The 21,237-nt window shown below is 53.8% G+C and carries 17 protein-coding genes; 13 read left to right on the top strand and 4 right to left on the bottom strand.

Annotated elements, in window-relative coordinates; genetic code table 11:
* Positions 1 to 2 precede the first annotated feature (2 nt).
* Together tssL and tssK are read right to left on the bottom strand one after the other, a co-directional pair.
* A complete protein-coding gene (gene tssL / locus RGQ30_RS14900) occupies positions 3 to 1,376 on the bottom strand; it encodes a type VI secretion system protein TssL, long form (RefSeq protein ID WP_130557475.1) in 1,374 nt (457 codons plus the stop codon).
* Entirely contained in the window at positions 1,373 to 2,737 is a 1,365-nt protein-coding gene (tssK, locus tag RGQ30_RS14895; protein ID WP_130557476.1) for a type VI secretion system baseplate subunit TssK, read from the bottom strand. The genes tssL and tssK overlap by 4 nt, the downstream gene beginning before the upstream one ends.
* Positions 2,738 to 2,896: 159 nt before the next feature.
* Here tssK and RGQ30_RS14890 point away from each other — a divergent pair, with 159 nt between their 5' ends.
* From RGQ30_RS14890 to RGQ30_RS14835, 12 genes are all read left to right on the top strand, one after another.
* Positions 2,897 to 3,439 (top strand): OmpA family protein, encoded by a 543-nt coding sequence (locus tag RGQ30_RS14890; RefSeq protein ID WP_130557477.1) that lies wholly within the window; start codon positions 2,897 to 2,899, stop codon positions 3,437 to 3,439.
* A gap of 21 nt (positions 3,440 to 3,460) precedes the next feature.
* Entirely contained in the window at positions 3,461 to 5,518 is a 2,058-nt protein-coding gene (locus tag RGQ30_RS14885; protein ID WP_130557478.1) for a type VI secretion system Vgr family protein, read from the top strand.
* Between the two features lie 6 nt (positions 5,519 to 5,524).
* Positions 5,525 to 5,986: a DUF4123 domain-containing protein gene (locus RGQ30_RS14880; protein ID WP_130557479.1), complete on the top strand. Its 462-nt coding sequence runs from the start codon at positions 5,525 to 5,527 to the stop codon at positions 5,984 to 5,986.
* Entirely contained in the window at positions 5,980 to 7,347 is a 1,368-nt protein-coding gene (locus tag RGQ30_RS14875; protein ID WP_130557480.1) for a hypothetical protein, read from the top strand. Before RGQ30_RS14880 ends, RGQ30_RS14875 begins: the two co-directional genes overlap by 7 nt.
* On the top strand, positions 7,340 to 8,125 hold the full coding sequence (locus tag RGQ30_RS14870; RefSeq protein WP_130557481.1) for a hypothetical protein: 786 nt from the start codon (positions 7,340 to 7,342) through the stop codon (positions 8,123 to 8,125). Before RGQ30_RS14875 ends, RGQ30_RS14870 begins: the two co-directional genes overlap by 8 nt.
* Before the next feature lie 8 nt (positions 8,126 to 8,133).
* Positions 8,134 to 9,156, top strand: a complete 1,023-nt coding sequence (locus tag RGQ30_RS14865; RefSeq protein WP_338284540.1) for a type VI secretion system-associated FHA domain protein — start codon at positions 8,134 to 8,136, stop codon at positions 9,154 to 9,156.
* The gene (locus RGQ30_RS14860; protein ID WP_130557483.1) at positions 9,147 to 9,932 is read left to right on the top strand and encodes a PP2C family protein-serine/threonine phosphatase; all 786 of its coding nucleotides are present in this window, start codon (positions 9,147 to 9,149) and stop codon (positions 9,930 to 9,932) included. The genes RGQ30_RS14865 and RGQ30_RS14860 overlap by 10 nt, the downstream gene beginning before the upstream one ends.
* Before the next feature lie 80 nt (positions 9,933 to 10,012).
* Entirely contained in the window at positions 10,013 to 11,725 is a 1,713-nt protein-coding gene (locus tag RGQ30_RS14855) for a ShlB/FhaC/HecB family hemolysin secretion/activation protein (RefSeq protein WP_130557484.1), read from the top strand.
* Positions 11,726 to 11,737: 12 nt separating this feature from the next.
* Positions 11,738 to 17,296 (top strand): beta strand repeat-containing protein, encoded by a 5,559-nt coding sequence (locus RGQ30_RS14850; protein ID WP_130557485.1) that lies wholly within the window; start codon positions 11,738 to 11,740, stop codon positions 17,294 to 17,296.
* 149 nt (positions 17,297 to 17,445) lie between these two features.
* Entirely contained in the window at positions 17,446 to 17,853 is a 408-nt protein-coding gene (locus RGQ30_RS14845; RefSeq protein ID WP_130557486.1) for a GlcG/HbpS family heme-binding protein, read from the top strand.
* A 91-nt stretch (positions 17,854 to 17,944) separates the two neighbouring features.
* A complete protein-coding gene (locus tag RGQ30_RS14840; protein WP_130557487.1) occupies positions 17,945 to 18,292 on the top strand; it encodes a DUF4870 family protein in 348 nt (115 codons plus the stop codon).
* Between the two features lie 35 nt (positions 18,293 to 18,327).
* Positions 18,328 to 18,804 carry an NlpC/P60 family protein gene (locus tag RGQ30_RS14835; RefSeq protein WP_298217952.1) on the top strand — a complete coding sequence of 159 codons (477 nt, stop codon included), beginning with the start codon at positions 18,328 to 18,330 and terminating at the stop codon, positions 18,802 to 18,804.
* 150 nt (positions 18,805 to 18,954) lie between these two features.
* Here the strand turns inward: RGQ30_RS14835 and htpX are convergent, their stop codons facing one another.
* Positions 18,955 to 19,833 carry a protease HtpX gene (htpX, locus tag RGQ30_RS14830; protein ID WP_130557489.1) on the bottom strand — a complete coding sequence of 293 codons (879 nt, stop codon included), beginning with the start codon at positions 19,831 to 19,833 and terminating at the stop codon, positions 18,955 to 18,957.
* Positions 19,830 to 20,174 (bottom strand): HPF/RaiA family ribosome-associated protein, encoded by a 345-nt coding sequence (locus RGQ30_RS14825; protein WP_130557490.1) that lies wholly within the window; start codon positions 20,172 to 20,174, stop codon positions 19,830 to 19,832. The genes htpX and RGQ30_RS14825 overlap by 4 nt, the downstream gene beginning before the upstream one ends.
* A 106-nt stretch (positions 20,175 to 20,280) precedes the next feature.
* Here RGQ30_RS14825 and RGQ30_RS14820 point away from each other — a divergent pair, with 106 nt between their 5' ends.
* Positions 20,281 to 21,192 (top strand): LysR family transcriptional regulator, encoded by a 912-nt coding sequence (locus tag RGQ30_RS14820; protein WP_130557491.1) that lies wholly within the window; start codon positions 20,281 to 20,283, stop codon positions 21,190 to 21,192.
* Positions 21,193 to 21,237 lie beyond the last annotated feature (45 nt).

Raw genomic sequence — 21,237 nt, 5'->3', positions numbered from 1 at the left:
GGTTATTGGGCGTGAACCAGTGCAATTTCAACGCGTCTGTTCAAGGCACGGCCTGCTGCCGTGTTGTTCGGTGCAATGGGGTTTGCAGCGCCTGCACCTTCCGTGGCAATTGCAGTATTCGGTAGAAAAACGGCAATCCGTTGCCCCATATTTTCTGCACGTTCAGAGGACAACTGCCAATTCGATGGAAAGCGGATTGATCGAATCGGCTGATTGTCCGTGTAGCCCGTTACCGTGATTTGTCCCGGGTGAAGTGCCAGCTCGCGCGCCACTTTCTCCACAAGGGGAATTGCTTTTTGATTTATATCCGCACTCCCGGATTCAAACAGCCCGTCTCCAACCAGAATGACGGTGGATTTGTTGCCAGCCTGCTTCAATGTCAGCAGTCCCACTGCAATTTCCTCGCGCAATTGCTGGGGTAAGCCCAGGCCAACTGCCGACACCACTGGCGCTGCCTGTGCTTGTGGAAACTGTGGTGGGGGGAAGGATGTTTCTGCAATGTTTGCAAAGGCCTGATCGGATTGCGTATTCATGTCAAAGTACAGACCTAGAAAAATCAGGCTGCTGAGTGCTGAAAGCGCACACATTGGCAGCCACAGTGGAATGTGGTTCAAACGTTTTGCAGGCGTCGGTGCCCTGGATTTCCAGAAGGCCGGGTGCAAAGGGTTCATGGGGTCAAGCGGGTTGGTCTGTACCAGTTGAAACAGCCTGCTTCGCAATTGCCGCAACGCGACGTCACCACCCGATTCCACCTGGTATTTGCCTTTGAATCCCAGGCTGAGGATAACCGCCATCACTTCGAGAAGGTCCCTGTTTTCAGTCGGGCTTTGCATCATTTTCTGAATCAGCGCAAAGACCTTTTCGCCCCCCCATGTCTCGCTGAAAAACTGAAGCAGAAGGCTGTGTGCAGCCCAGTTTCCCGAGCCGCCCCATGGCGTATTTGCCGCGCGTTCATCCATGAATGTGCACAGCACATAACGCATGGAAATCCGTTCGGCTTGTGCTCGCCCAGCGTGTTCCAGGGTGCGGTCCAGTTCAAGCAAACCTTTCGCCCAGCAGGCTGACAATGCCTTTGTTGACGTGATATGCGCTTCGCTGGCCATTGCGCACACCATGCGTAGCAAGGGGCTGGCTTGTGCCAGCAATACATTCCTGCTGGCGGAAGGGCTCTCTTTAAGTTGTTCAAGCGTGTGGTCAAGCCTTGCCTGTGCTTGCACGGATTCCGCTTCGCTGAATTGCCCGTGCGTAATGTGTTGCGGGCCAGGGCCCAGCAGGTTGTCCAGTGAATCAATGGCAGCACTGGCGGGTTTCCCCAGCCGTGGTTTGATGATGGTGCGTTCGCCGCCCAGCGAAGCAAAAGGGTCATGCTTGCTCAAAGCAATCGCTCCTGTTCACGCCGAACTGCCCACAACTCGAGTCGAAGTTCCGGCAAATCCCCGGCGTAATGAATGGCCAGGTGGCCGGTTTGTTCAAGCAGTTTCCACAAGGGCTCGGCACGTGTTTCAAGCTGAAAACACAAGTGGTCCGCATAGTGGGGCAATGCAGCTGGACTTTGTTGCACTGACTTCAGCCTTACGCCTGGCAGGTTGAGATTGACCAGGTCGCGAAGCTTTTCCACTGGACCAATCTTGACTGTGCTAGGTAGCTGTCGCTGAATCAGTTCCTCGGGTGCCAGAGCATGAACCGAGAGGTAAAAGTGGGCGTTGTCCACCAGTGTACGGTCAGTAATTTGGCCGATGTGAATGCCGCCAGGCTTGGGGGTCAGAGGGATCTGGATGGCGTGCTGGTCATGCAGGCCTGCCAAGGCATTTCGAATGGCAGTCAGTACACCGTCAAAACAAAGGCGAAGGTTGTCGTGGTTGTAGCTGGGTGAGAAATCTGCCGCGCTGTCATCGCCGTACAGCGTGACCGAGCCCAAACACGCCAGCAGGCGCAGGTATGCAGCCTCTGGGTGAACCTGTTTGCTGCCCAGTAAATGCGCAAAAATCAGTCGGTGTTGCACACAGGCCTGCAACAGCAGGAAGTCACCTATCTCCGAGCTGTTGTGGCTCCCCTTGCGTATGCGCCGCTGGCGCAGCTGGCTGATTTTACTTTCGAGCAAAGCCAGTACCGCATCCAGTACTCGACGAATATTCGAATTCTGCAGGCTGCACAGGCAGGGTTCAATGAATGCCTCGTTGATGCGAATTTCCCCATTCCTTGAGGAAAGTAACTCACACACCTGGAGTTGTACATGTCCCTCCTGGTGTTGGGTGTCGACACTCAGGAAGCTGGCAAGTCTTGCGACATCCACACTTTGCGGTTCAAGTTCCGGGTCATGGTGATTGGGCATTTCCACGGACTCCCCCACGAATTTCAGTCGAGCCTGTTTGTCCGCGTTTTCACCGTTTTCCTGCCATTCCAGTTGTGGCGCATGCCAGTGTGGATTGGCAAGGGACAACATCACCTTGCCTGCATTGGGAAAGCTGGCCAGGGTGAGGCAGGGCGGAGCAGGGTCCTTGTCAGGAATTGAAAAATAGGTTCCATCCGGAAAATATCCAGTGGCCTTGAGCACGCCAATTCTGCCAGCCACCAGCAAGTCGGCGTCGAGTTGCAAAGTGTGGAATCCATGAAAATGCCCATTGAAATGCGATGAGCGAACATGAATTTCATGCTCGAAAAATCGCTCTTGTTGCTGGAAGTGTTGAGGCTGTAGGAAGAGGCCTTCGCTCCAGATCACTCGGCTGTTTTTAGTCATATCGGGGGTGGGGGTTCACTCTAAGTTTGTTGGGATGTATCACTCTTTGAACAGATTTTTTCAAATGGAATAGACTCGACGCCCAAGTTGCGAAAAATCCTAACACGAGATTTTTTAAGGTGATTTTTTTACCGATGCCCTACCTATTCCGGAGTAGCTATGTTTGAAAAACACATCGCGAAGTTCGCGTTTATTGCACCGTTGGCACTCGCATTCAGTGCCCTGTCTCACGCAGAATCATTGGTGGTTGATTTGGGAAATACAGTTCCCGCAGCCGAGCAGGTTAAGGAAGGTCTCTTTCCCGAAGAGGCCTGTGAAGAATTGCGCAAGCATGGTTTCAAGTGCATGGGCTTCAAGCCCGCAGTTCGCTTTTCAATTCCCAATGCCCACTTTCAGTTGGGTTCGGCTGAGTTGCCGGTTGACCTGAAAAAACAGCTTGATGTGTTTGCAGAAGTCTTGAGCAATCGCCCTGCTGGTACCCCACCGATTCTAGTCACTGGCCATGCCGATGCAAGCGGCAATGTGTTGCTGAATCAGGCCTTGTCGGCAGAGCGTGCGAAAGCGGTCAAGAGCTATCTGACCCACAAAGGTGTTTCACCTGCCTTGTTGCGCATCGAGGGCAAGGGGGCCGAACGGCTGGCAGATGCCGAGCGACCCTATTCGGCAGCCAACCGGCGCGTTGAAATCAGCCGTTTGCCTTGACCGGAACCATTTGCCGCAGCAATGAACAGATTGATCACACTAAGCGGATCAGCCCCGCTGGACGAAATGCATTTTCGCTCCGCAAGGTTGCACGAGTCCCTGTCTGAGAACAGCACGGGCACGGTTTCTCTCGAGTCTGATTCCGCCACCTTGAATGCGGATGACTTCCTCGGGAAAACACTGTGCCTGGCATTTGAAACACGGGCTCAAAGCCTGCGATATTTCGACGGTGTCATTGTTGAAATGGAACAAGCCTCGCTGGCTGCCGGTGGGCGTTGCAGCTATCGTCTGGAGCTGAAGTCCTGGACATGGCTGCTGGGTAAAAACCAGGAGTTTCGCGTTTATCAGAACAAAAGCGTGACAACCATCGTAGCAGAAGTGATTGCCCGCCACAGTCATTCGGCCGTGCGGTTTTCTGATCGCACGCAAGGCGCTAAACGCGTGTGGGATTACGTGGTCCAGTTTGGTGAAAGTGACCTCAACTTTGTGAGGCGTATTCTCGAGCAGGAAGGTATCTACTTCTTTTTTGAACATGCAAAAAATCAGCACACCCTGGTGCTGGTTGACTCTGCTTCAGCCCACCCCACCTATCCGGCCTATGACACATTGGCCTATGATCCTTCGGTGGCGGGGGGGCGACTAACGCCGGAAGAAATGATTGCCGGCATGTCCCTGCGCAAATCAATAGAACCACCCCGGCATGCGCATTCTGACTACAACTTCAAAACACCGTCGACATCGCTGTTGGTGACATCGCAAGGCAATACCGAGGGATACAACGCAGCCTACGAGGTTTTCGAGTATCCAGGCGAATACGACAATGAAGGGGAAGGCGCGCACTACAGTCGGCTTCGGGTTGAGGAGGCGCAAAGTCGCCAGCAGGTTTTTCATGCAAGCACCGCGGCACGCGGCGTGTGCAATGGCCACCTGATTTCCACGGTGTGCAAAGACAATTCCGCCTTTTCCAAAAGTCTGTTGATCATCAGTACATTGGTGAATATTCACGAAGCAGAGCCCGAAGCCAGCAGTGGCACGCAATCCAGCTTTGATTGCCAGTTTCAGGGCATTGAGGCAAGTCACCCATTTCGTCCTGAGCGCAAATCCAGAAAACCCCATGTCAAAGGCCCTTTGCCTGCTTTGGTGGTGGGGCCGGAAGGACGGGAAATTCACACCGATGAATTTGGGCGCATCAAGGTTCAGTTTTACTGGGACCGGTATGGTCAACGCAATGAAAACAGTTCTTGCTGGGTGCGCGTGGCGTCACCGGTTGCGGGCAAAGGCTGGGGCTTCATTGCAATTCCGCGAATTGGACAGGAAGTGATAGTGTCTTTCGAGGACGGCGATCCCGATCGGCCACTGGTCACTGGCGTTACGTACAACGCAGAGCAACAGGTCCCATACCCGCTGCCTGACCACAAAACAGTATCTGGTTGGCGCTCGCATTCCAGCGAGAAAGGTTCGCCCTCGAATTTCAATGAATTGCGTTTTGAAGACAAACTGGGTAGCGAGTATGTCTGGTTTCAGGCTGAAAAAGACTACTTGAGTTTGATCAAGAACGACAGCCACGAAGAAATTGGCAACGATTCCCATCGCCTGATTCATGGCAATCTGATTGAAGAAATCAAGCAGGATGTGTCGCGTACGGTTCTTGGGAAATTGAGCCAGCAAATCGAGCAGGCTTTGCACCTGACCGTCAACGACGATCTGCTGGCCAAGGTCCAGGGCCTGCTGGGTGTCATCAACCAGGGTCAAATCGCAGTCAGTACCACCGGGCAGTGTTCCATCAAGTCAAGCGGAAGTACGGATTTGCAGGCAGAGGGCAATCTCAGTCTTGGCACTTCGGCCCAGGGGAATTTGAAAGCGGGTTCAAGTCTGAAATTGACCGCAGGTTCCACCCTATCCCTGAATGTAGGTGGATCGTCAATTGTCATTTCGGCTTCTGGCATTGTATTTAATGGTCCATTCATCTCCGTCAATAGCGGGGGCGGTGGTGCAGGGGCAGCCAGTGCCTCACCTGCGCCACCCGAAACAGCACAGGCCCCGGAAGTGGTGGAGCCTCCTGTTGATCCAATTCCCTGATTCCGCATGCTGTCAGTCTATGGTGTAGCCCCCAGCGAGCAGTTGTTTAAAGGCACTTCCGAGGCCGAGTTCCCGGCATTCCACGGGCGCCCTGTTGGCGGTCCTGTCTTGGTGGACTGCAAGGTGTCAATCGTCAAGTTGGGCAGTCATGCGCTGGGCGATCAACAATCGTGGGTCTGGAAGCCTGTCACGCAAGGTTATGCAGTGGCACTTGAAAATCAGCCGCTCTCTTCACTGAAAAATCATTTGCGTGGTCTGCGCACCCTGAAGGATGAGTCGGGTCAGAATCGTCTGTGGCCCTGGTTCGATCCCCGCTATTTGAAACTGGTATTGCGTGGACTTGATGGGGATGACCTGGTTCGTCTGTTCGGTCCGGTAACACTGTTTGCGTTTGCATTAGAAAATGGTGTGGAGTTGTTCAGTCAGCAAGATGGCAGCTTGCAGGTCAAGGTGGTATCAAAATGTTGACGCTCGAACTGAAGGCTCAATTTGAAGACCTTGCAACGCGTGACCACGAGATTCGAATTCAGTCACTGCTGACCGAACTGGATACGCGCCAAAAATACTCAGCTCACGCAGACTTCCCGGAAGTGGTTTCCTCGTGGATTGAACAACTGAATTTGCGTGGTATTCGCAGCGCCTATCATCAGGCCTGTGTCCTCTTCAGTCTGATGGCCTGCGATCTTGAGTTCGAGTCCATACCACTCGGTCAGGATGCACAAATACAGGTTGCGCATTGTGTGTCGAGTGCCTTGCTGGCGGGTGTCCCCCGCGGTGCCTTTCAGCACATTCATCGGGTTCTTTCCGGTGTTGGTTTTTTCAATGAAGCGTGGATCAGCCCTGAACCGGAACACGATTGTTTGTATACGCTGTCAAACCCCTTGACCAACTGTGGCCCTGTTGATGTGCCTTGCTCGCATACTGGTTATACCGGCAGCACATCCCCATCCCTTGAGTCAGTTCATGATCAAGCAACCTTTCTTCGAACGACATCCGGATTTCAGCACAAAATATCGGCCTCGTTTCCTGTTCCGCGTTTGCTCTCGAAGGTGTGTCAGGGGGCCTTGTCACCTGACCCCTGGTGTGTCAATCCACACCCGGTGTTCGATCAATGCGAGATTGGCCTAGGGGCGACCCACGGCTTTGCACCGCTGCAGAAACTACGGCTTGTGGATGCCAGGCAAGCCAGCCTATCCTGTCAAAAACGTGGTCTTGAGTTGCCTGATCTTGTCAGTCAACTCCTTGATTCAGATTGGAAAAAATCTGGTTTGCTACGCGAGTCCACCTTGCTGTTGGAAGCGCCTGTGATGTATGCAGATCTCGCTTTCAGTGCGGGGTGGGTGAGCCAGGAAAGTAGTTTTGCGTATGCCACACATGGTGAACTGGGCCTCAGTGTGTCAGCCGGTGGCATTGATTGGCAGGGCAGTCTGATTCATGAAGGGTGCCTTGCACAGCTCAGTATTTGCCTGCCTCAGGATTTTCGTCTGAGCTGGTCCTTGGAGGGCTGCTTTCCGGTGGGGCAATTGCCTGTGGGCTCACCGTTTTTGATTCGCCAGCAGAACATTCCCTTGCACGCTCAACTGAATTGCGCCATCTGTGTGGGCAAACCGGTTTTGAGTCTTACCAACCCGATTGCCGGGCATTTGAGCCTTCGGCTACTGGTCACTATTGATCCGCAAACGCGCCAACTTGGATTGACGCTGGAGTTGGGCCACTCGCAACTGGTGTGTGAATGGCAGGCGGCGGACGCACTGCTTGGGTGGACTTTCGGGGAATGGGATCTGCTGCCCGAGTCGACGGTGCACACCTGGGATTTGCGTCATGGATAAAACCCTTTTGATTCGCGCCCGTGTTCAGGGGCTGGATGCACTGTTAACCCTGAATGGCATGGTGCTCTGCAAGTTGATTTCAGATCAGGAAATTCGTCTTCCTGTGCACGAGTTCATTCAGTCTGGTGAAAACCGGATTCAAGTCCTTGCATTGGGTCCTCAGGGTGTGCAGTTCGACAGTGCGTTGGCCCCTGTTGATTGTGGGGTCAAGGTGTCGGTCGAGCTTCAAAAAGACAGGGGGGGTGAAAGCCTGGTGCAAGCCCATGTGTTGTTTGATCTGGGCGAGAATTTCAAAAAGGGGCATCGTCTTGAAAAAGGGCGAATGCTGGATGTCACTGTGAACTTGCCCGTGTCTTTCAACCGCTGGCGTTACCTTGATGTATTGCAGTCCGGGGCAGACGAAACCGACCACATCAAGATTCAAGACTTCGTGCTTCGATTGGCGGGTTTGTTTCAAACCAAGAAAGTATCGCTGTTGCTGCCGTACTTTTCTGTTCGCAATCAGGAAGTGGCCAGTGCGTATGGCCTGGATATGCAACAGGCTCATGCCGCCATTTCTACTCGTTTGAATCTGCTTTGCTCAACGTTCAATCTGTCTGAGGAGTCCCTCGACTCGGCAAGCTGGCTATTTCACAAAGTGCGTCAATCATCGGTGTATGCACTTTTGAATTCAAGGTATCAGCCTCTGTTTCAATTCGAATCAACCGAAAACCAGAACAGTCATCAGTGGCCCATGCATGTGGGCGTGCTGGGTGGCGAGGTGTTTGTATTGCGATGAATACGCTCATGAACTCCAGTTTCGTTTTGGTGCTTGATACCGTAAATGGCGCAGTACCCAATTCACGCGGCGTTTCAACGCAATGGATTGTGCCCATTCAAGGGGGTACGGTGGGTCGGTCACCCGATTGCAGCTGGGTGATAGCGGATCCCAATCGAGTGATGTCCCGTCAACATGCGAAAGTGGATTGCGATGCGCAGGGTTGCCACTGGACCGACCTCGGCACCAATTCCACGTTGCTGAATGGCAAACCGCTGTCACAGGGGCAGCGGATTTTGTTGAACGTCGGCGATGTGTTGAAGATTGGTGATTGTGTCATCACTCTGGCCAAGGTTCAGGATGATTGGTCGAGCCTTCCGGAGTTTGCGCAGCCTGAACCGGTTGACCCATTGGCATCGCTGTGGCCTGTCGCTCCGCCTGCTCTGAGTATCGACGATTTGCTCTCAGGACTTGAATCACCGCTTGGCCGTGATCAGGCCGATGATCCATGTAATGCCTCTGTGCTGGCCCAACGAATGTATGTTGGTTCTCAAGCGGGGTTGGATATACCCCAGCAAGCCGTGGTTTCTGCTCAGCTCATTCCGGATGCCCACGAGCTTGAACGCGTGAAGACATTGCTGAAAATCAGCGTGCAAGGTTACATGCAATTGCTACAGGCTCGCCGCGCTTTTCAGGAAGAAACGGGTGGCACTTTAACCACCATTTCCAGCAAGGCCAACAATCCCCTGAAATTTTCTGCCACTGCGGAAGACGCCTTGAATCGCCTTCTTGATCAGTCGTCTCCATCGTACTTGTCAGGCGAGCAGGCTTTGGTTCAGGCCTGTCAGGACATCCTGGCGCACATGCAGATCAGCGTTGAGCACAGTCGGTTCGTCATGACGCAGGTCAAGTCCACACTGAGTCCGCAAAGTCTGCAAGATGAACTGGCTCAGTCTGGCGCTTTCAAACTGGGCTTGGGTGCAAGTCGAAAGGCCCGGCTTTGGGATCTGTATTGTGAGCGATACGACAAGTTGGGGGACACATGGAACTGACCATCCAGTTGGGGGATTCAGATGAGCGAAGTTCATTGTCTCTTCGTGTCCATGAGCGCAGTGATATTGGACACCGTGCCGAGAATCAAGACCGTTTGTCCTGCCAGAACGTAGGGGATTACCTGGTTTGCGTGCTGGCAGATGGCGCTGGCGGGCATCTGGGTGGCAAGGTGGCCGCAACGCAGGCCGTGAGTGCATTTGTAAGTGCATTTGCTCAGTGCCCCACTCTGGATTCTCGCGAACTGTTGGGCATCGCCCACCATGCCAACCGCGTCGTGCTGGATGCACAGCAGACCCACCCGGAACTCGCTGATATGCACACCACTTTGTGTGTTCTTGTCCTTCACCGGGCGTCGGCCCAGGCCATCTGGCTTCATGTGGGCGACTCCCGCGTGTACCACTTCAACAATACAGCCTTGGTAAGCCGAACCAGAGACCACAGTATCTCGCAATGGATGCAGGATCACCAGCAAACTGAAAACCCACACGCCCGCAATGCCCTTTACACCGCAATGGGAGAACAGGCCGAGCAGTTGCAGGTGGAGGTGTCATCACCTCGCACGGTTTCTCCTGGGGACTGGTTTCTCTTGTGCAGCGACGGGTTGTGGGAGCATTTCACCGACGAGGAGCTCGGCCTGTTGGGCAGCAACTTGCGGAATGACAAAGGCTGCAGCGCGTACATTCACCAATTGGCCCTGACTCGATCACAAGGCCAGGCGGATAACCTCAGCAGCGTTCTTGTATTCGTCGGTGAAGGGTGTCATTCGAGTGGTTGATGCCATGCCAATGACGCTATTTTTTGTTTCCCCAAATTGATGTTTCAATCCGGTTCGCCCTAGTCTCGAGTGTTCTTGTCATGTCTCTTCACCGATTTGCAGTTGTCCTTGGTGTGGCACTTTGTGTGGCACTTTTTTCCACACATGGTCATACTCAGGTATCGACACCTGCCCCCTTTTTGAATCCAGCGCCGGCTGAATCCAGCCAAGAACCATCAGAAGCTCCTGTTGTTGACAACCAGCTTGACCGGCAGGCTGCCCCCGAGTTGGGCAAGCCGTTGAATGATCTTTCCCTGACGGTTAAAGCGTATCGTCTGGAGGGCATTGATCCACAGTACCAGCAAGCCATTCAAACCCGGCTGCAAGCCTACACGGGCCCCGCACGTTCCTTTGAAGACCTCAGCAGCGCAGCGCAAATTGTCACGGCCTATCTGCAAAGTGAAGCGGGTTTGTACCTGGCTTATGCCTACTTGCCTGCTCAGGAAATCAAGGACGGTGTGATCATCATTCAGGTTCTGCCCGGTGTACTTGAAGCTGTCGAGGTGATCTGGCCTGCTGAGCCGCTTCGCGTAGACCGAGATATTGTTGTGTCGCACCTGGATCGCCTGAAACCAGGCACCGTGATTCGTGTCGGTGAAGTAGAGCGTGTGGTGTTTCTGTTAAATGACCTGCGGGGAATTCGCATGTCATTTGCGATCAAGCCGGGTAATCAGCCTGGCAAGGCAATCCTCGTGGCCAGCCCATCGAATGACAAGGCTTTGACAGGCAGCGTTGGTGTGGATGCCAATGGATCACGCTTCGCCGGTACGTACCGGGGCGTAGCGTCCATGTCGTGGGAAAGTCCACTGGGTTTGGGTGATTCGCTCTCTGCCAGTCACTTGCAATCTGAAACAGGTGGGCTGGATTTCACCTTGCTGGGTTACACATTGCCAGTGGGTTCCAACGGCTTGAAGCTGGGTGCCAATATCTCGTCCGTGAACTATGCGTTGAGTGAGAACGATTTTCCGCTGGGGCTGAATGGTGATGCGGAGTCCATCGGTATATTTGCCCTTTATCCCCTGGTTCGCTCGCGAAACATCAACTTGTTCGCTTTGGCTGGCTACGACAAAAAGGAATATACGGATCGGCAGTCTCGGGCCGGGCTTGAAACCGTCAAGGAGTTGGAGTCCTATCGCCTCTCTCTGAGCGGGGATGCGCGTGACAGCGTGCTGGGTGGCGGATTGAGTTTCTTCGGTCTGGCGCTGGAGGAGGGTGAGGTGGATTACCCTGCCGGCCTGCCATTTGGATTGGACGATGAAACCAAGGCCACGCGAGTTAACTATTCGCTGGGGCGTCTTCAATCTTTGATGCCGGGCAAATTGATGTTGTGGAGTTTTGTCCGTGGGCAACACGCTTTGGACAACTTGGACAGCAGTGAGCAGTGTTCGCTGGGTGGGGCCACAGCAGTGCGTGCATTTGCCCAAGGGGAAACCTCGGGCGACAGTTGCGATTTGCTGACTCTGGAAATGCGTTACCTGCCCACAGCAAGTTGGCTGGGCAGTCATGCCCGAGAGTTGTCCTTCAATTTCTTCTATGACCAGGGCCGTGTCCGCTTTCGCAAAGACCCCAGTGCCCGCGCAGTCGGCTTCGACAACCACGCTGAACTTGCTGGTTACGGAATTGCGCTGGCTTGGGACCGTCAGGATGTGTTCACGTTCAACTTGAGCCTGGCCTGGGAACTCTCTGGTATTCGGCGATCCGACCCGAAACCGCAAAGCCCCCGAATCTTCGCATCCTACGTCTATTACTTCTGAAGGGTCAGACAAATGTACACCCCCGCTATTACGCCCCATTGTTCATTTGTCCTGAAACCGCTTGCCGCGGCTGTGCTCGTGGTTTGTGCATCAGGTGTGCATGCGGCACCGAGTTTTAACGGTTCACCGGGTGGCAATGTCACGGTGGAAACCAGTGGTTCCACCACAACAGTGACCCAGTCGGTCACTGCAAGCAATCGTGCGCTGGCCAACTGGGATGATTTTTCAATTGCAGGCAATGAATCGGTGGTTTTTGAGCAGCCCAACTCAAACTCGGTGATTTTGAATCGGGTGTTGGGCAGCCACCCGTCTGAAATCTTTGGCCGCTTGAGCGCCAACGGACGAGTGTTCCTGATTAATCCCAATGGCATTGTGTTCGGTGCAAACTCGGAAGTGAATGTCAGTGGGCTGGTGGCTTCTACTTTGACCCTCAAGCCGGGCTCTCAAAACAACAGCGATCTCATCGAGTTTGAGCTCACGGACAGCGGCGGCACCATTACCAGCAACGGCACAATCAATGCCAAGGACATTGCCTTTCTTTCCACGGACATTGAGAACAACGGCATTTTGAATGCCAGTGGCGCAGGCGCGGCTGTCCATCTGATTGCAGCCAGTGAGGTGACGGCCAATACATCGGGCAATGACCTGGTTTTGAATGTGCTGGCTGGCCATGAAAACGCGGTGATCAACCAGCTGGGCGGGGTGTTTGCACAGGGCGGAAAAATTGTGTTGATTGCCCAGTCCCAAACGGGTGGTCAAGCCAGTGTCATCAACACGGCGAACATTGCTCGTGCGTCACAAATTGTAATCGAAGGTGATGTGGTTCGCTTGACCGGCGACATCAATCTTTCTGACGTTGAAAGCAGGCTGCAAGTGACAGCACAAACCATTCAGCAAGACGATTTGTTGCGCGCTGGAGGTGCGGTGGCGCTTCAAGCCGACACCGTGAATCTGGATGATGCCGGAAACGACTTTACAGGCACCGTCAGTCTGGATGTAAACAATCAGGCGACACTGCAAGATGTGAATGCACTGGTTGTTCAAGGAAATTCTGGCGCTGCAACCTTCAGTGCAGTTGATCTGTCGATGGGCAGCCTGAATGCAGACAGCTTGGCAGTCAATGCCCAAACCGTCACCCAGACGGGCGCGCTGGAAGTTGGCGGTACAACCCAACTGAATGCGGAAGCAGTCACACTGACGAATGCTTCCAACCGTTTTCAGGGAACAGTGAATGCCACTGTGGGTAATCAACTCAGCTTGCGCACTGATCAAGATCTTGCTGTGTCAGGCAATGTCGGAAATGCCACGCTACAAGCAGAAAATATTGCATTGAATGGTTTGCAAGCCACGGGCGATGTCGTGTTATCAGCCAGCGGTTCAATTACTCAGGGTGGGGATGTGTCAAACGCGCTGGCAATTGGCGGTGCTACGCAAATTGAAAACGCTTCGGTTGTTCGTCTGGACAATTCAATGAACGACTTTGAAGGGGCGGTGAGTCTGAACGGTGCAGGCTCAGTGGCGTTGGCGGACCAGAACAGTTTGACTGTACAGGGTACGGCAGGCGATCTGGCCTTGCGTGCAAGCACAGGGCCAGCCGGCCAGGTCACCTTGGGGCAACTCAAAGCTGAAAGTTTGAATGTCAGCGCCAACCGCATTGGGCAGTCTGGTGTAGTAGCAGTTGGAAATTCTGCGACCCTGGCTGCCGCGCAACTTGAATTGCTAAATGCAGGAAATGATTTTCAAGGCCAGGTGAATCTGAGTGTGAGCGGGCCAACCAGTTTGCGAGACTCCAATCAGTTGCAAGTAGCAGGTGCTGTCAATTCGGCTGAAATTCAGGCTTCGGAAGTAACCATCAACGGGTTGACAGCAGCAGGCAATCTGACTTTGCAGGGTGGCAGCATCAACCAGTCTGGGGCATTGTCGGTGGCGGGTTCAACCACCCTTGTCGGTGGTGAAGTCAATCTCGACAATTCAGGCAACAATTTCAACGGTGTCGTGAATGTCAATTCAACCAGCACGGCAAGAATTGATGTCGCCGGTGACCTGGAGTTGCTTGGTTCGGCCCAATCGTTGACCGCGTTCAGTACAGGTACCTTGCGCGTGTCCAGTCTGGATTCCGGGAACATTGAATTGACTGCAAACCAGATAGAGCTGCAGAATTTTGCAGCGCGAGGCGATTTGAAGTTGAATGGGGGCAGCGTCAGCCAGCAAGGCGCGTTGACAGTGGAAGGGAACACCCGCCTGGGTGCCAGCACAGTAAGCCTGCAAGATGCCGGCAATGATTTCAAGGGTGTGGTTGATCTGGATTCAGCAGGCAATGTGTCACTTCGTGATGCAAACGGATTGCGATTGCAGGGGCGGGCGAGCAGTATCAATGCCCAAGCTGCCGGTTCGATTGATCAGTCAGCTGCGCTGAATATTGCCGGCGCAAGTGAATTTGCAGCCACAACAATTGCCTTGAATTCGGCAGGGAACACGTTCGGGGGTGACGTGGCTTTGAATGCCACAGACGCGGCCAACCTGAGCGCCCAAGGCAACCTGACTGTAGGTGGGCAGGCTAAAAGCCTGACAGCCTCTGCAAGTGAAACGCTACGCTTTGCGGCCACACAGACAGAAACCCTGGTTGCGTCTGGCAGGCAGGTGAATCAGGCGGGGATCTTGCGCGTGGCTTCAAGTACCACGGTGAGTGGTGGCAGTGTGAATTTGAACAACGCGGAAAATGATTTCGGTGGTTCGCTTGCCCTGAATGTCAGTGGCAACGTAACCGTTCGTGATGCCAATGACCTGCTGCTCACAGGGCGGGCGGAAACGGTCAATGTTCAGGTCGGCAACACTTTAACGCTTGGCGGTGTACAGGTTGAAAGCGGTAATTTCAGTGCAGACACCATTGCACTGAACCGGTTGAATGTTCAGGATTCCGCCCGCTTGCAAGCTTCGGTGATTACTCAAACCGAGGCTGCCGAAGCTTCAGGTCGGTTGAATCTGGTTGCAAACACGGTGAGTCTGACTGATACAGGCAACGACTTTTCCGGTGAATTGCGCGTGAACTCAGCCACCGCACACATTGTCGATTCCAATGATTTGACGATGACCTTCGCAGGAGACAACCTGACGGCGCAAGCGGCAAACTTGAATGTCAATGAAATGCGCGCCACGGGTGATGTGCTTGTAACGGCAGACAACGCAACTATCGTGTCTTCAGGCGATTTGTCACTGCAAGGCCAGGTGGGAACATTGAATGTTCAGGCCCGCAACTTGTCGCAAAGGGATGCATTGCGGGTTCGCGGGGCGGCACGCCTGAGCGCCGAGAATGTGGCACTTCGCCACCAGGCCAACGACTTTCAAGGCGAAGTGGTGCTGAATGTTGCAGGCAACGCCGTGTTGAATGATCAAGATTCATTGGAAATTTCGGGCCGGGTTCAAGGTGCCGCACAGTTTTCTGCCGAGTCTTTGGGGCAAAGCAATGCCTTGGTCACAGAATCCGATTTGTTGCTTCAAGCCAGTCAAATCAATCTGAGCAACGAAGCGAATTCTCTCGGTGGAGCATCAGGCAATCCATCAAGCGGCCTGTCGGGCCATGCTGTGCAACTTGAAGGCGTCACGCAGGCGGTTTTGACAAGCCAGGGCAATCTGAAAATTCAAGGTGCAGTTGATTCCCTCACCATTGCTGCACAAACCGTGGAGTTAGGGCCCTTGGGTTCGCTTCAGGATCTGAATGTTGTCGCCAATGGTGTGCGCCAAAGCGCTGCCCTTCGGGTTGAGGGGCAAAGCGATTTCACAGCAAACCAAATAGAACTGCGCAACACATCCAATGATTTTGTCGGTTTGGTGAATATTCAGGCACGTGATGCGGATTTATCCCGTGTTGCTTTGGCCGATTCAAATTCATTGGTTGTTCAAGGGAAAAACATGCAGTTTGCAGCACAGGTACAGGGTGACCTGAACCTGCAGGCTGACAATTTGTTGCTGAGTAACACCGTTGTGCAGGGTTCCACCACTGTGAACGTGGAGGGGGAGTTGACCCAAAATCAGTCCATCGCAGTGAATAACGCAACTTTGGCTGCGGACAAAATTACCTTGAACCATTCGGATAACCGATTCGATGGTTTGACGCAGGTTCAGTCAGACAAGCTGATTGAATTGGGCAGTGCCTCTGACCTGAATCTGGATGCAATGGGCTCGACTGGTGTACTTGCATTGAACGTGCAAGGCGGCGCAGCAGTCACGGGTGGCAATGTAATGTTTGCTAATTCAGTGTTCAACAAGGACCTCAATGTCACGGCCAATGATGTGTCGCAAACCGGGCGTTTGATGGTTCAGGGTGACGCCCAGGTCAACGCAACAGGCGGCTCTGTCAACTTGCAAAACGTGAACAATCAGTTTGCACAAACAGTGAGTGTGAATGCAGACCGAACCAATGTGTCGGCACAAGGCGACCTGCGTATCAAGGACCTCGTCACCCGAGGTGGCGCCATTACCGCGGATGGTCGTTTGATTTTACAAGGGCAAATTGAACAAACCGGCGGAACTTTGAGTTTCACCGCGAATGGAATTCCCCGTCCCTTGTCGTCTGCGGAAATAGCCCTGATGTTACCGCCTGAATTGGATGTGTTTTCTGCGAAAGAAGCCGTGGACCCCTTGACTGGCTTGGGCCGTATTACCCTGGCCAGCGCGGCGATTCAGCAGGTGTCGGGGCAAATTGTCACTTCGGTTGACTCCACGACACAGTTCAAAGCCACGCAAAATGGCTCCGTGGTGCTTGCCCCAGTCAATCAAGGCAGCGTCAACCAGCTCAACGGCCAGTTCGAAGCTTTGGCGGGACAGAACCATGGGCAGGCATTTGTTTACCAGCAGGAACAAGGTGCCAGTTTGTTCGCTGTCAACAACGATGTGCAGTTGCGTGTGGCTGGCAAAGGAGTTGAAAGTGACGTCGTGGCAATTCGTTCACGGGGATTGGCAACAGTAGGTGGCGAGTCCCAACTGCGTGCCCGCATGCCCTACAACGACTCTGGGGCGGGTACCTCGAGGTCTTATGCCGGTTTGACCTTGTCGATCCCGCTGAGCAACCCGCAGCAAGGTTCAACGAGCATTGCTTCTTTTGGTGAATCGTCGGGCGTTGGGCAACAGGCTGCTTCGGTGGGGGCGATCCGAGTCGAAGTGGGTGAACTGAATCAGGTTGGTTTGGGTGGCTTTGTCACGATTTTGCCTTTTGAGGGCAGTAATTTGCTGCCTGGGCAAGTGGTATATCTGGCTGGCCCAGAGCGTCGCGGTACTTACGCCTTTTTCTACGATGGGGCACGTAACCTGAACCGCATCCCAGTGGTTTACAACGGGGCATTGTTGTTGTCTCCGCAGGAAAACGCAGCATTGACCACAGCGCAGGGGGCGGTGGTACTGGCCCGACAGGAGCAGACCCGGTCTGTGGTGCGCACCGAGAATGTGGCAGGAAAAATTATCAATGGCGTGGTGGCCGAGGTGGGGCCGGGTCGCCCCGCCACGGAAGGGGAGGGCGGAGCAGGCAAGCCGGATTCTTGCGATGCAGCGGGGGATGGACTGACTTGTAAACTTTGATTGGAGAGGTTCAGTTTGCATGCACAGTGACCAAAACCAAAACCGGCAATTGTCAGACTTGTTTGCATTAGGGACTTCCTGTGTAGTCTTCACGGAAAGTCTCCCTCATACTGCGGTTTGTCATTTTTAAATCAAATTGGAGTCTGTTCATGAAAACCAAAGCTGTGTTATCTGCCGATGATGTTCAAACCATTCTGGCTGCGGCCCGCGCTGAAGCCGACCAGAACAACTGGGGCGTAACCATTGCAGTGGCAGACGACGGCGGTCACTTGCTGGGCCTGTTGCGCCTGGATGGTTCTCCAACCATGAGCGCCTACATTGCGCCTGCCAAGGCCAACTGCTCTGCACTGGGGCGTCGTGAAAGCAAAATGCTGGAAGACGTGATCAATGGCGGTCGCACTTCATTTTTGTCTGTGCCCAAGCTGGAAGGCATGCTGGAAGGCGGTGTTCCGATTTTCGTGGATGGCCAGTGCATCGGTGCTGTTGGCGTATCGGGCGTGAAGTCGGATCAAGATGCCCAGATTGCCAGAGCAGGCATTGCAGCGCTCAAGCTGTAAGACTGATCGAACTGACCCCGCCGCGTGCGGGGTTTTTTCTGTGCGAAGTCGTCTAAAATCAAGGGGTCTTTAAAAACCTTGGCAGACCTTGATGAATAACCCGCTTCAGCCACTATCCAGCCAGGAAGAGTCCAACCGCACAATCGTTCTGATTGCCTATGTGTTGGGCGCTGTGGGCATATTCACGGCCTTTATTCCTATCCTGATCGCCCTGATCATTTGCTATGTCAAGCGGGGTGAGGCCACTGGCACCATTTACTACAGCCACTATGATTGGCTGATCTCCACATTCTGGATCGGTACCTTTTGGGCTGTGGTGGCTTTATTTACCTATGTCTTCCTGATCGGCTTCGTGATCTACGGTCTTTTGAGTCTTTGGTTGTTGTATCGTTTTGTCAAAGGCCTGTTGCGTTTCAGTGAAAGGAAGGCAGTGGTTTGAGGTGCCTCCTGCACGGTCGACGCGCGTGGACACTCTTGCTGTGCTCCATCCTGGTCCAAGGTTGTGGCACTTTTGGTGATGGTCGAAGTGATTCAATTCGCCTTGGCGATGGTTCGGTTTTCTTTGGAAGCTCCGCGTCAAACCCCGCAGTGCACGCAGCCTTGATGGCTCAATACCGCGAATGGAAAGGCACACCCTATCAGCTTGGCGGGAACTCCAAGCGGGGCATTGATTGCTCTGCGTTTGTTCAGCAAACCTTGTCCACCCGTTTCGGCATCAATGTGCCAAGGAGCACGGCAGCACAGGTGGATGTGGGCACGCAGGTCAGGCAAGGCGAAATGCAGTTGGGTGACTTGGTGTTCTTTCGCACGGGCTACAACAGCCGCCATGTCGGAATTTACATGGGCAATGGCCAGTTTCTGCATGCATCAACGCGGGATGGCGTCGTGGTGGGCGATCTGAATCAGGCCTATTGGCGCAAGGCTTTCTGGACGGTTCGCCGCGTGATGTGAAGCACTGAGGTAAAACATTGAGGTGAATCACTGTGATGAATCAACGCCGTGAATCAAATGTCATGAATCCATAAGCTGAATAAAAAAACCCCGCCAAAATTTTGGCGGGGTTTTTTTGGGCCAGGCTGCAAGGCCTGGCATCACTTTCAATTAACGCTGTTGAGACAAAGCAGCAATACGTTCTTCCAGGGGTGGGTGGCTGCTGAACAAGGCCATCACGCCGCCTTTGCCTGAAATGCCGGATGCTGCCATATTCGGTGGCAATTCACCCGACTGCATGCCGCCCAAACGTTTCAGCGCGGAAATCATGGGCAGGCGTGAACCCATCAAGTGCGCTGCACCTGAATCGGCCCGGAATTCGCGCTGGCGTGAGAAGTACATCACGATGATGGACGCCAGAATACCCAGGGTAATTTCCATCACGATCACGGTGATGAAATAGCCCATGCCTTGGCCGCTCGATTCAGAATCGTCCTTGCGTAAAAACTGATCCACCATGAAGCCGACCACGCGGGCCAGGAAGAACACGAAGGTGTTGACCACACCCTGAATCAAGGTGAGGGTGACCATGTCGCCGTTGGCCACGTGGGCTACTTCGTGAGCCAACACGGCTTCCGCTTCTTCACGGCTCATGCTTTGCAGCAAGCCGGTGCTGACAGCTACCAGCGAGTTGTTCTTGCTTGGGCCTGTGGCAAACGCGTTGGGTGCACCTTCGTAGATGGCCACCTCGGGCATGGCAATGTTGGCTTTGCGGGCAAAGCGCTCAACAGTTTGAACCAGCCATACTTCGGTGGCGTTGCGCGGGGTTTCAATGACTTGTGCGCCCGTGCTCCACTTGGCTACCTTCTTGCTGATCAAGAGGCTGATGAATGAACCGCCGAAACCCAATACAGCACTGAATGCCAGCAGCATGGTCAGGTTCAGCTGACCCCCGGCCATGAACTGGTTCAGGCCCAGTACATTCACGGTAATGCCCAGTACCACCATGATGGCGATGTTGGTGGCTAGAAATAAAACAATGCGTTTCATGATGCGTGTTGTCCTTTCAACAATTGCAAGGGTGTCACCTGGTGAAGGGTGTGTTTCAGTTGGCGGCGAAGGGCACGTGCTGCCGATTCGACCGCCAGGTCAATCGCGCTGAGCCAATGTGGCCCATCGCTGTTCACGATCACGGGCGCTTGCCCGTCGATCCGAATTTCAATCATACAGTTGCGTTGCTCGGGCAACGCAGCGGTTCGGCGATCCAGTTTGACCGTGATGTTCTTTATTTGCGTGGACAGCTGGTTAATGGCCGAGCGCACGCGCCGAAGCACGTACCTGCGCAAGGTGTCGTCAATCTCGGGATGCCGAGCCACAATTTCTGTGTTCATTTTGCGTCCTCCTTACGGGGAAATAGACAACTGGAGTGTACGCTGGTTCAATGTAAGAATAAATGGAACAATAGCTTATTAAATAATCGATTTTATCGAAGTATCCATGAAGCTTAACGAATTGAATTATCACCACCTGCGCTATTTCTGGATGGTCGCAAATACGGGCAGCCTGACTGCGGCGGCCGAGCGCCTGGGCCTGCGTGCCCAAACCTTGTCCAGTCAAATAACTCAGCTGGAACAGACCTTGGGGCGATCCCTGTTTCAGCCTGTTGGCCGGGGGCTGGGGCTCACCGAGGCTGGGCGGATTGCCTTGCGCTATGCCGACCAGATTTTTCAGCTGGGCGAGCAAATGGCTGAAAGCCTGAGCGATGAGCAGCTGGACTACACCCTGCGCCTGACCGTGGGTATCGCGGATGCATTGCCCAAAACCGTGTCGTTTCACATGATTGAGCCCATCCTGGGCATGCAACGCCCGGTGCGCCTGGTGTGCCAGGAAGGCCGATTCGAGGCGCTGTGTTCCGACCTGGTGCAGCACAGTGTAGACGTGGTGCTGGCAGAACGCCCAGGTGGCCAGGGCACGGCGCACTTGCAGGTTGCCAAGTTACTGACTTACCCAGTTCGTATTTTTGCCAGCCCGGTATTGAAGGCAAAGTATCAAGACAACTTTCCGCAAAGCCTGCAGCATGCACCCTTTCTGATGCCGTCCAGAAACAATGTGTTGCGCCTGAAGCTGGAGCATTGGTTGGAAAGCGTCGGTGTGGAAGTGACTGTGGTGGGCGAGTTTGATGACCTGGCTCTGCTGGAAACCTTTGGTCGTGCAGGTTTGGGTTTGTTCGCTGTGCCTGCCTTGCTGATTGAAGACGTGGTGCGAGACAACACATTGGTGCACATGGGCGATGCACAGGGCGTGGTGGAAGACTTTTTTGCCTTTACCCACCCGCGCAATTTGAATCACCCCGCCTTGAAGCTGCTCTTTGGTGCCAACCCCAATACAAACCCGAATCGTCCTGAATAAAGCCTTGCAGTACACTTCGACCTTTCCCGCCATTTTTCCGCACGG

The sequence above is a fragment of the Limnobacter thiooxidans genome, assembly GCF_036323495.1.
Taxonomy (GTDB): Bacteria; Pseudomonadota; Gammaproteobacteria; order Burkholderiales; family Burkholderiaceae_B; genus Limnobacter; species Limnobacter thiooxidans.
This window is presented reverse-complemented; position numbering and strand designations above follow the sequence as displayed.

Excerpts from the sequence above, each read along its gene's own strand:
- RGQ30_RS14875 (WP_130557480.1), top strand. The coding sequence starts at position 5,980 with ATGTTGACGCTCGAACTGAAGGCTCAATTTGAAGACCTTGCAACGCGT.
- RGQ30_RS14840 (WP_130557487.1), top strand. The coding sequence starts at position 17,945 with ATGAATAACCCGCTTCAGCCACTATCCAGCCAGGAAGAGTCCAACCGC.
- RGQ30_RS14870 (WP_130557481.1), top strand. The coding sequence starts at position 7,340 with ATGGATAAAACCCTTTTGATTCGCGCCCGTGTTCAGGGGCTGGATGCA.
- RGQ30_RS14860 (WP_130557483.1), top strand. The coding sequence starts at position 9,147 with ATGGAACTGACCATCCAGTTGGGGGATTCAGATGAGCGAAGTTCATTG.
- RGQ30_RS14890 (WP_130557477.1), top strand. The coding sequence starts at position 2,897 with ATGTTTGAAAAACACATCGCGAAGTTCGCGTTTATTGCACCGTTGGCA.
- RGQ30_RS14865 (WP_338284540.1), top strand. The coding sequence starts at position 8,134 with ATGAACTCCAGTTTCGTTTTGGTGCTTGATACCGTAAATGGCGCAGTA.
- RGQ30_RS14850 (WP_130557485.1), top strand. The coding sequence starts at position 11,738 with ATGTACACCCCCGCTATTACGCCCCATTGTTCATTTGTCCTGAAACCG.
- RGQ30_RS14845 (WP_130557486.1), top strand. The coding sequence starts at position 17,446 with ATGAAAACCAAAGCTGTGTTATCTGCCGATGATGTTCAAACCATTCTG.
- tssK (WP_130557476.1), bottom strand. The coding sequence starts at position 2,737 with ATGACTAAAAACAGCCGAGTGATCTGGAGCGAAGGCCTCTTCCTACAG.
- RGQ30_RS14880 (WP_130557479.1), top strand. The coding sequence starts at position 5,525 with ATGCTGTCAGTCTATGGTGTAGCCCCCAGCGAGCAGTTGTTTAAAGGC.
- RGQ30_RS14820 (WP_130557491.1), top strand. The coding sequence starts at position 20,281 with ATGAAGCTTAACGAATTGAATTATCACCACCTGCGCTATTTCTGGATG.
- RGQ30_RS14855 (WP_130557484.1), top strand. The coding sequence starts at position 10,013 with ATGTCTCTTCACCGATTTGCAGTTGTCCTTGGTGTGGCACTTTGTGTG.
- htpX (WP_130557489.1), bottom strand. The coding sequence starts at position 19,833 with ATGAAACGCATTGTTTTATTTCTAGCCACCAACATCGCCATCATGGTG.
- RGQ30_RS14885 (WP_130557478.1), top strand. The coding sequence starts at position 3,461 with ATGAACAGATTGATCACACTAAGCGGATCAGCCCCGCTGGACGAAATG.
- RGQ30_RS14825 (WP_130557490.1), bottom strand. The coding sequence starts at position 20,174 with ATGAACACAGAAATTGTGGCTCGGCATCCCGAGATTGACGACACCTTG.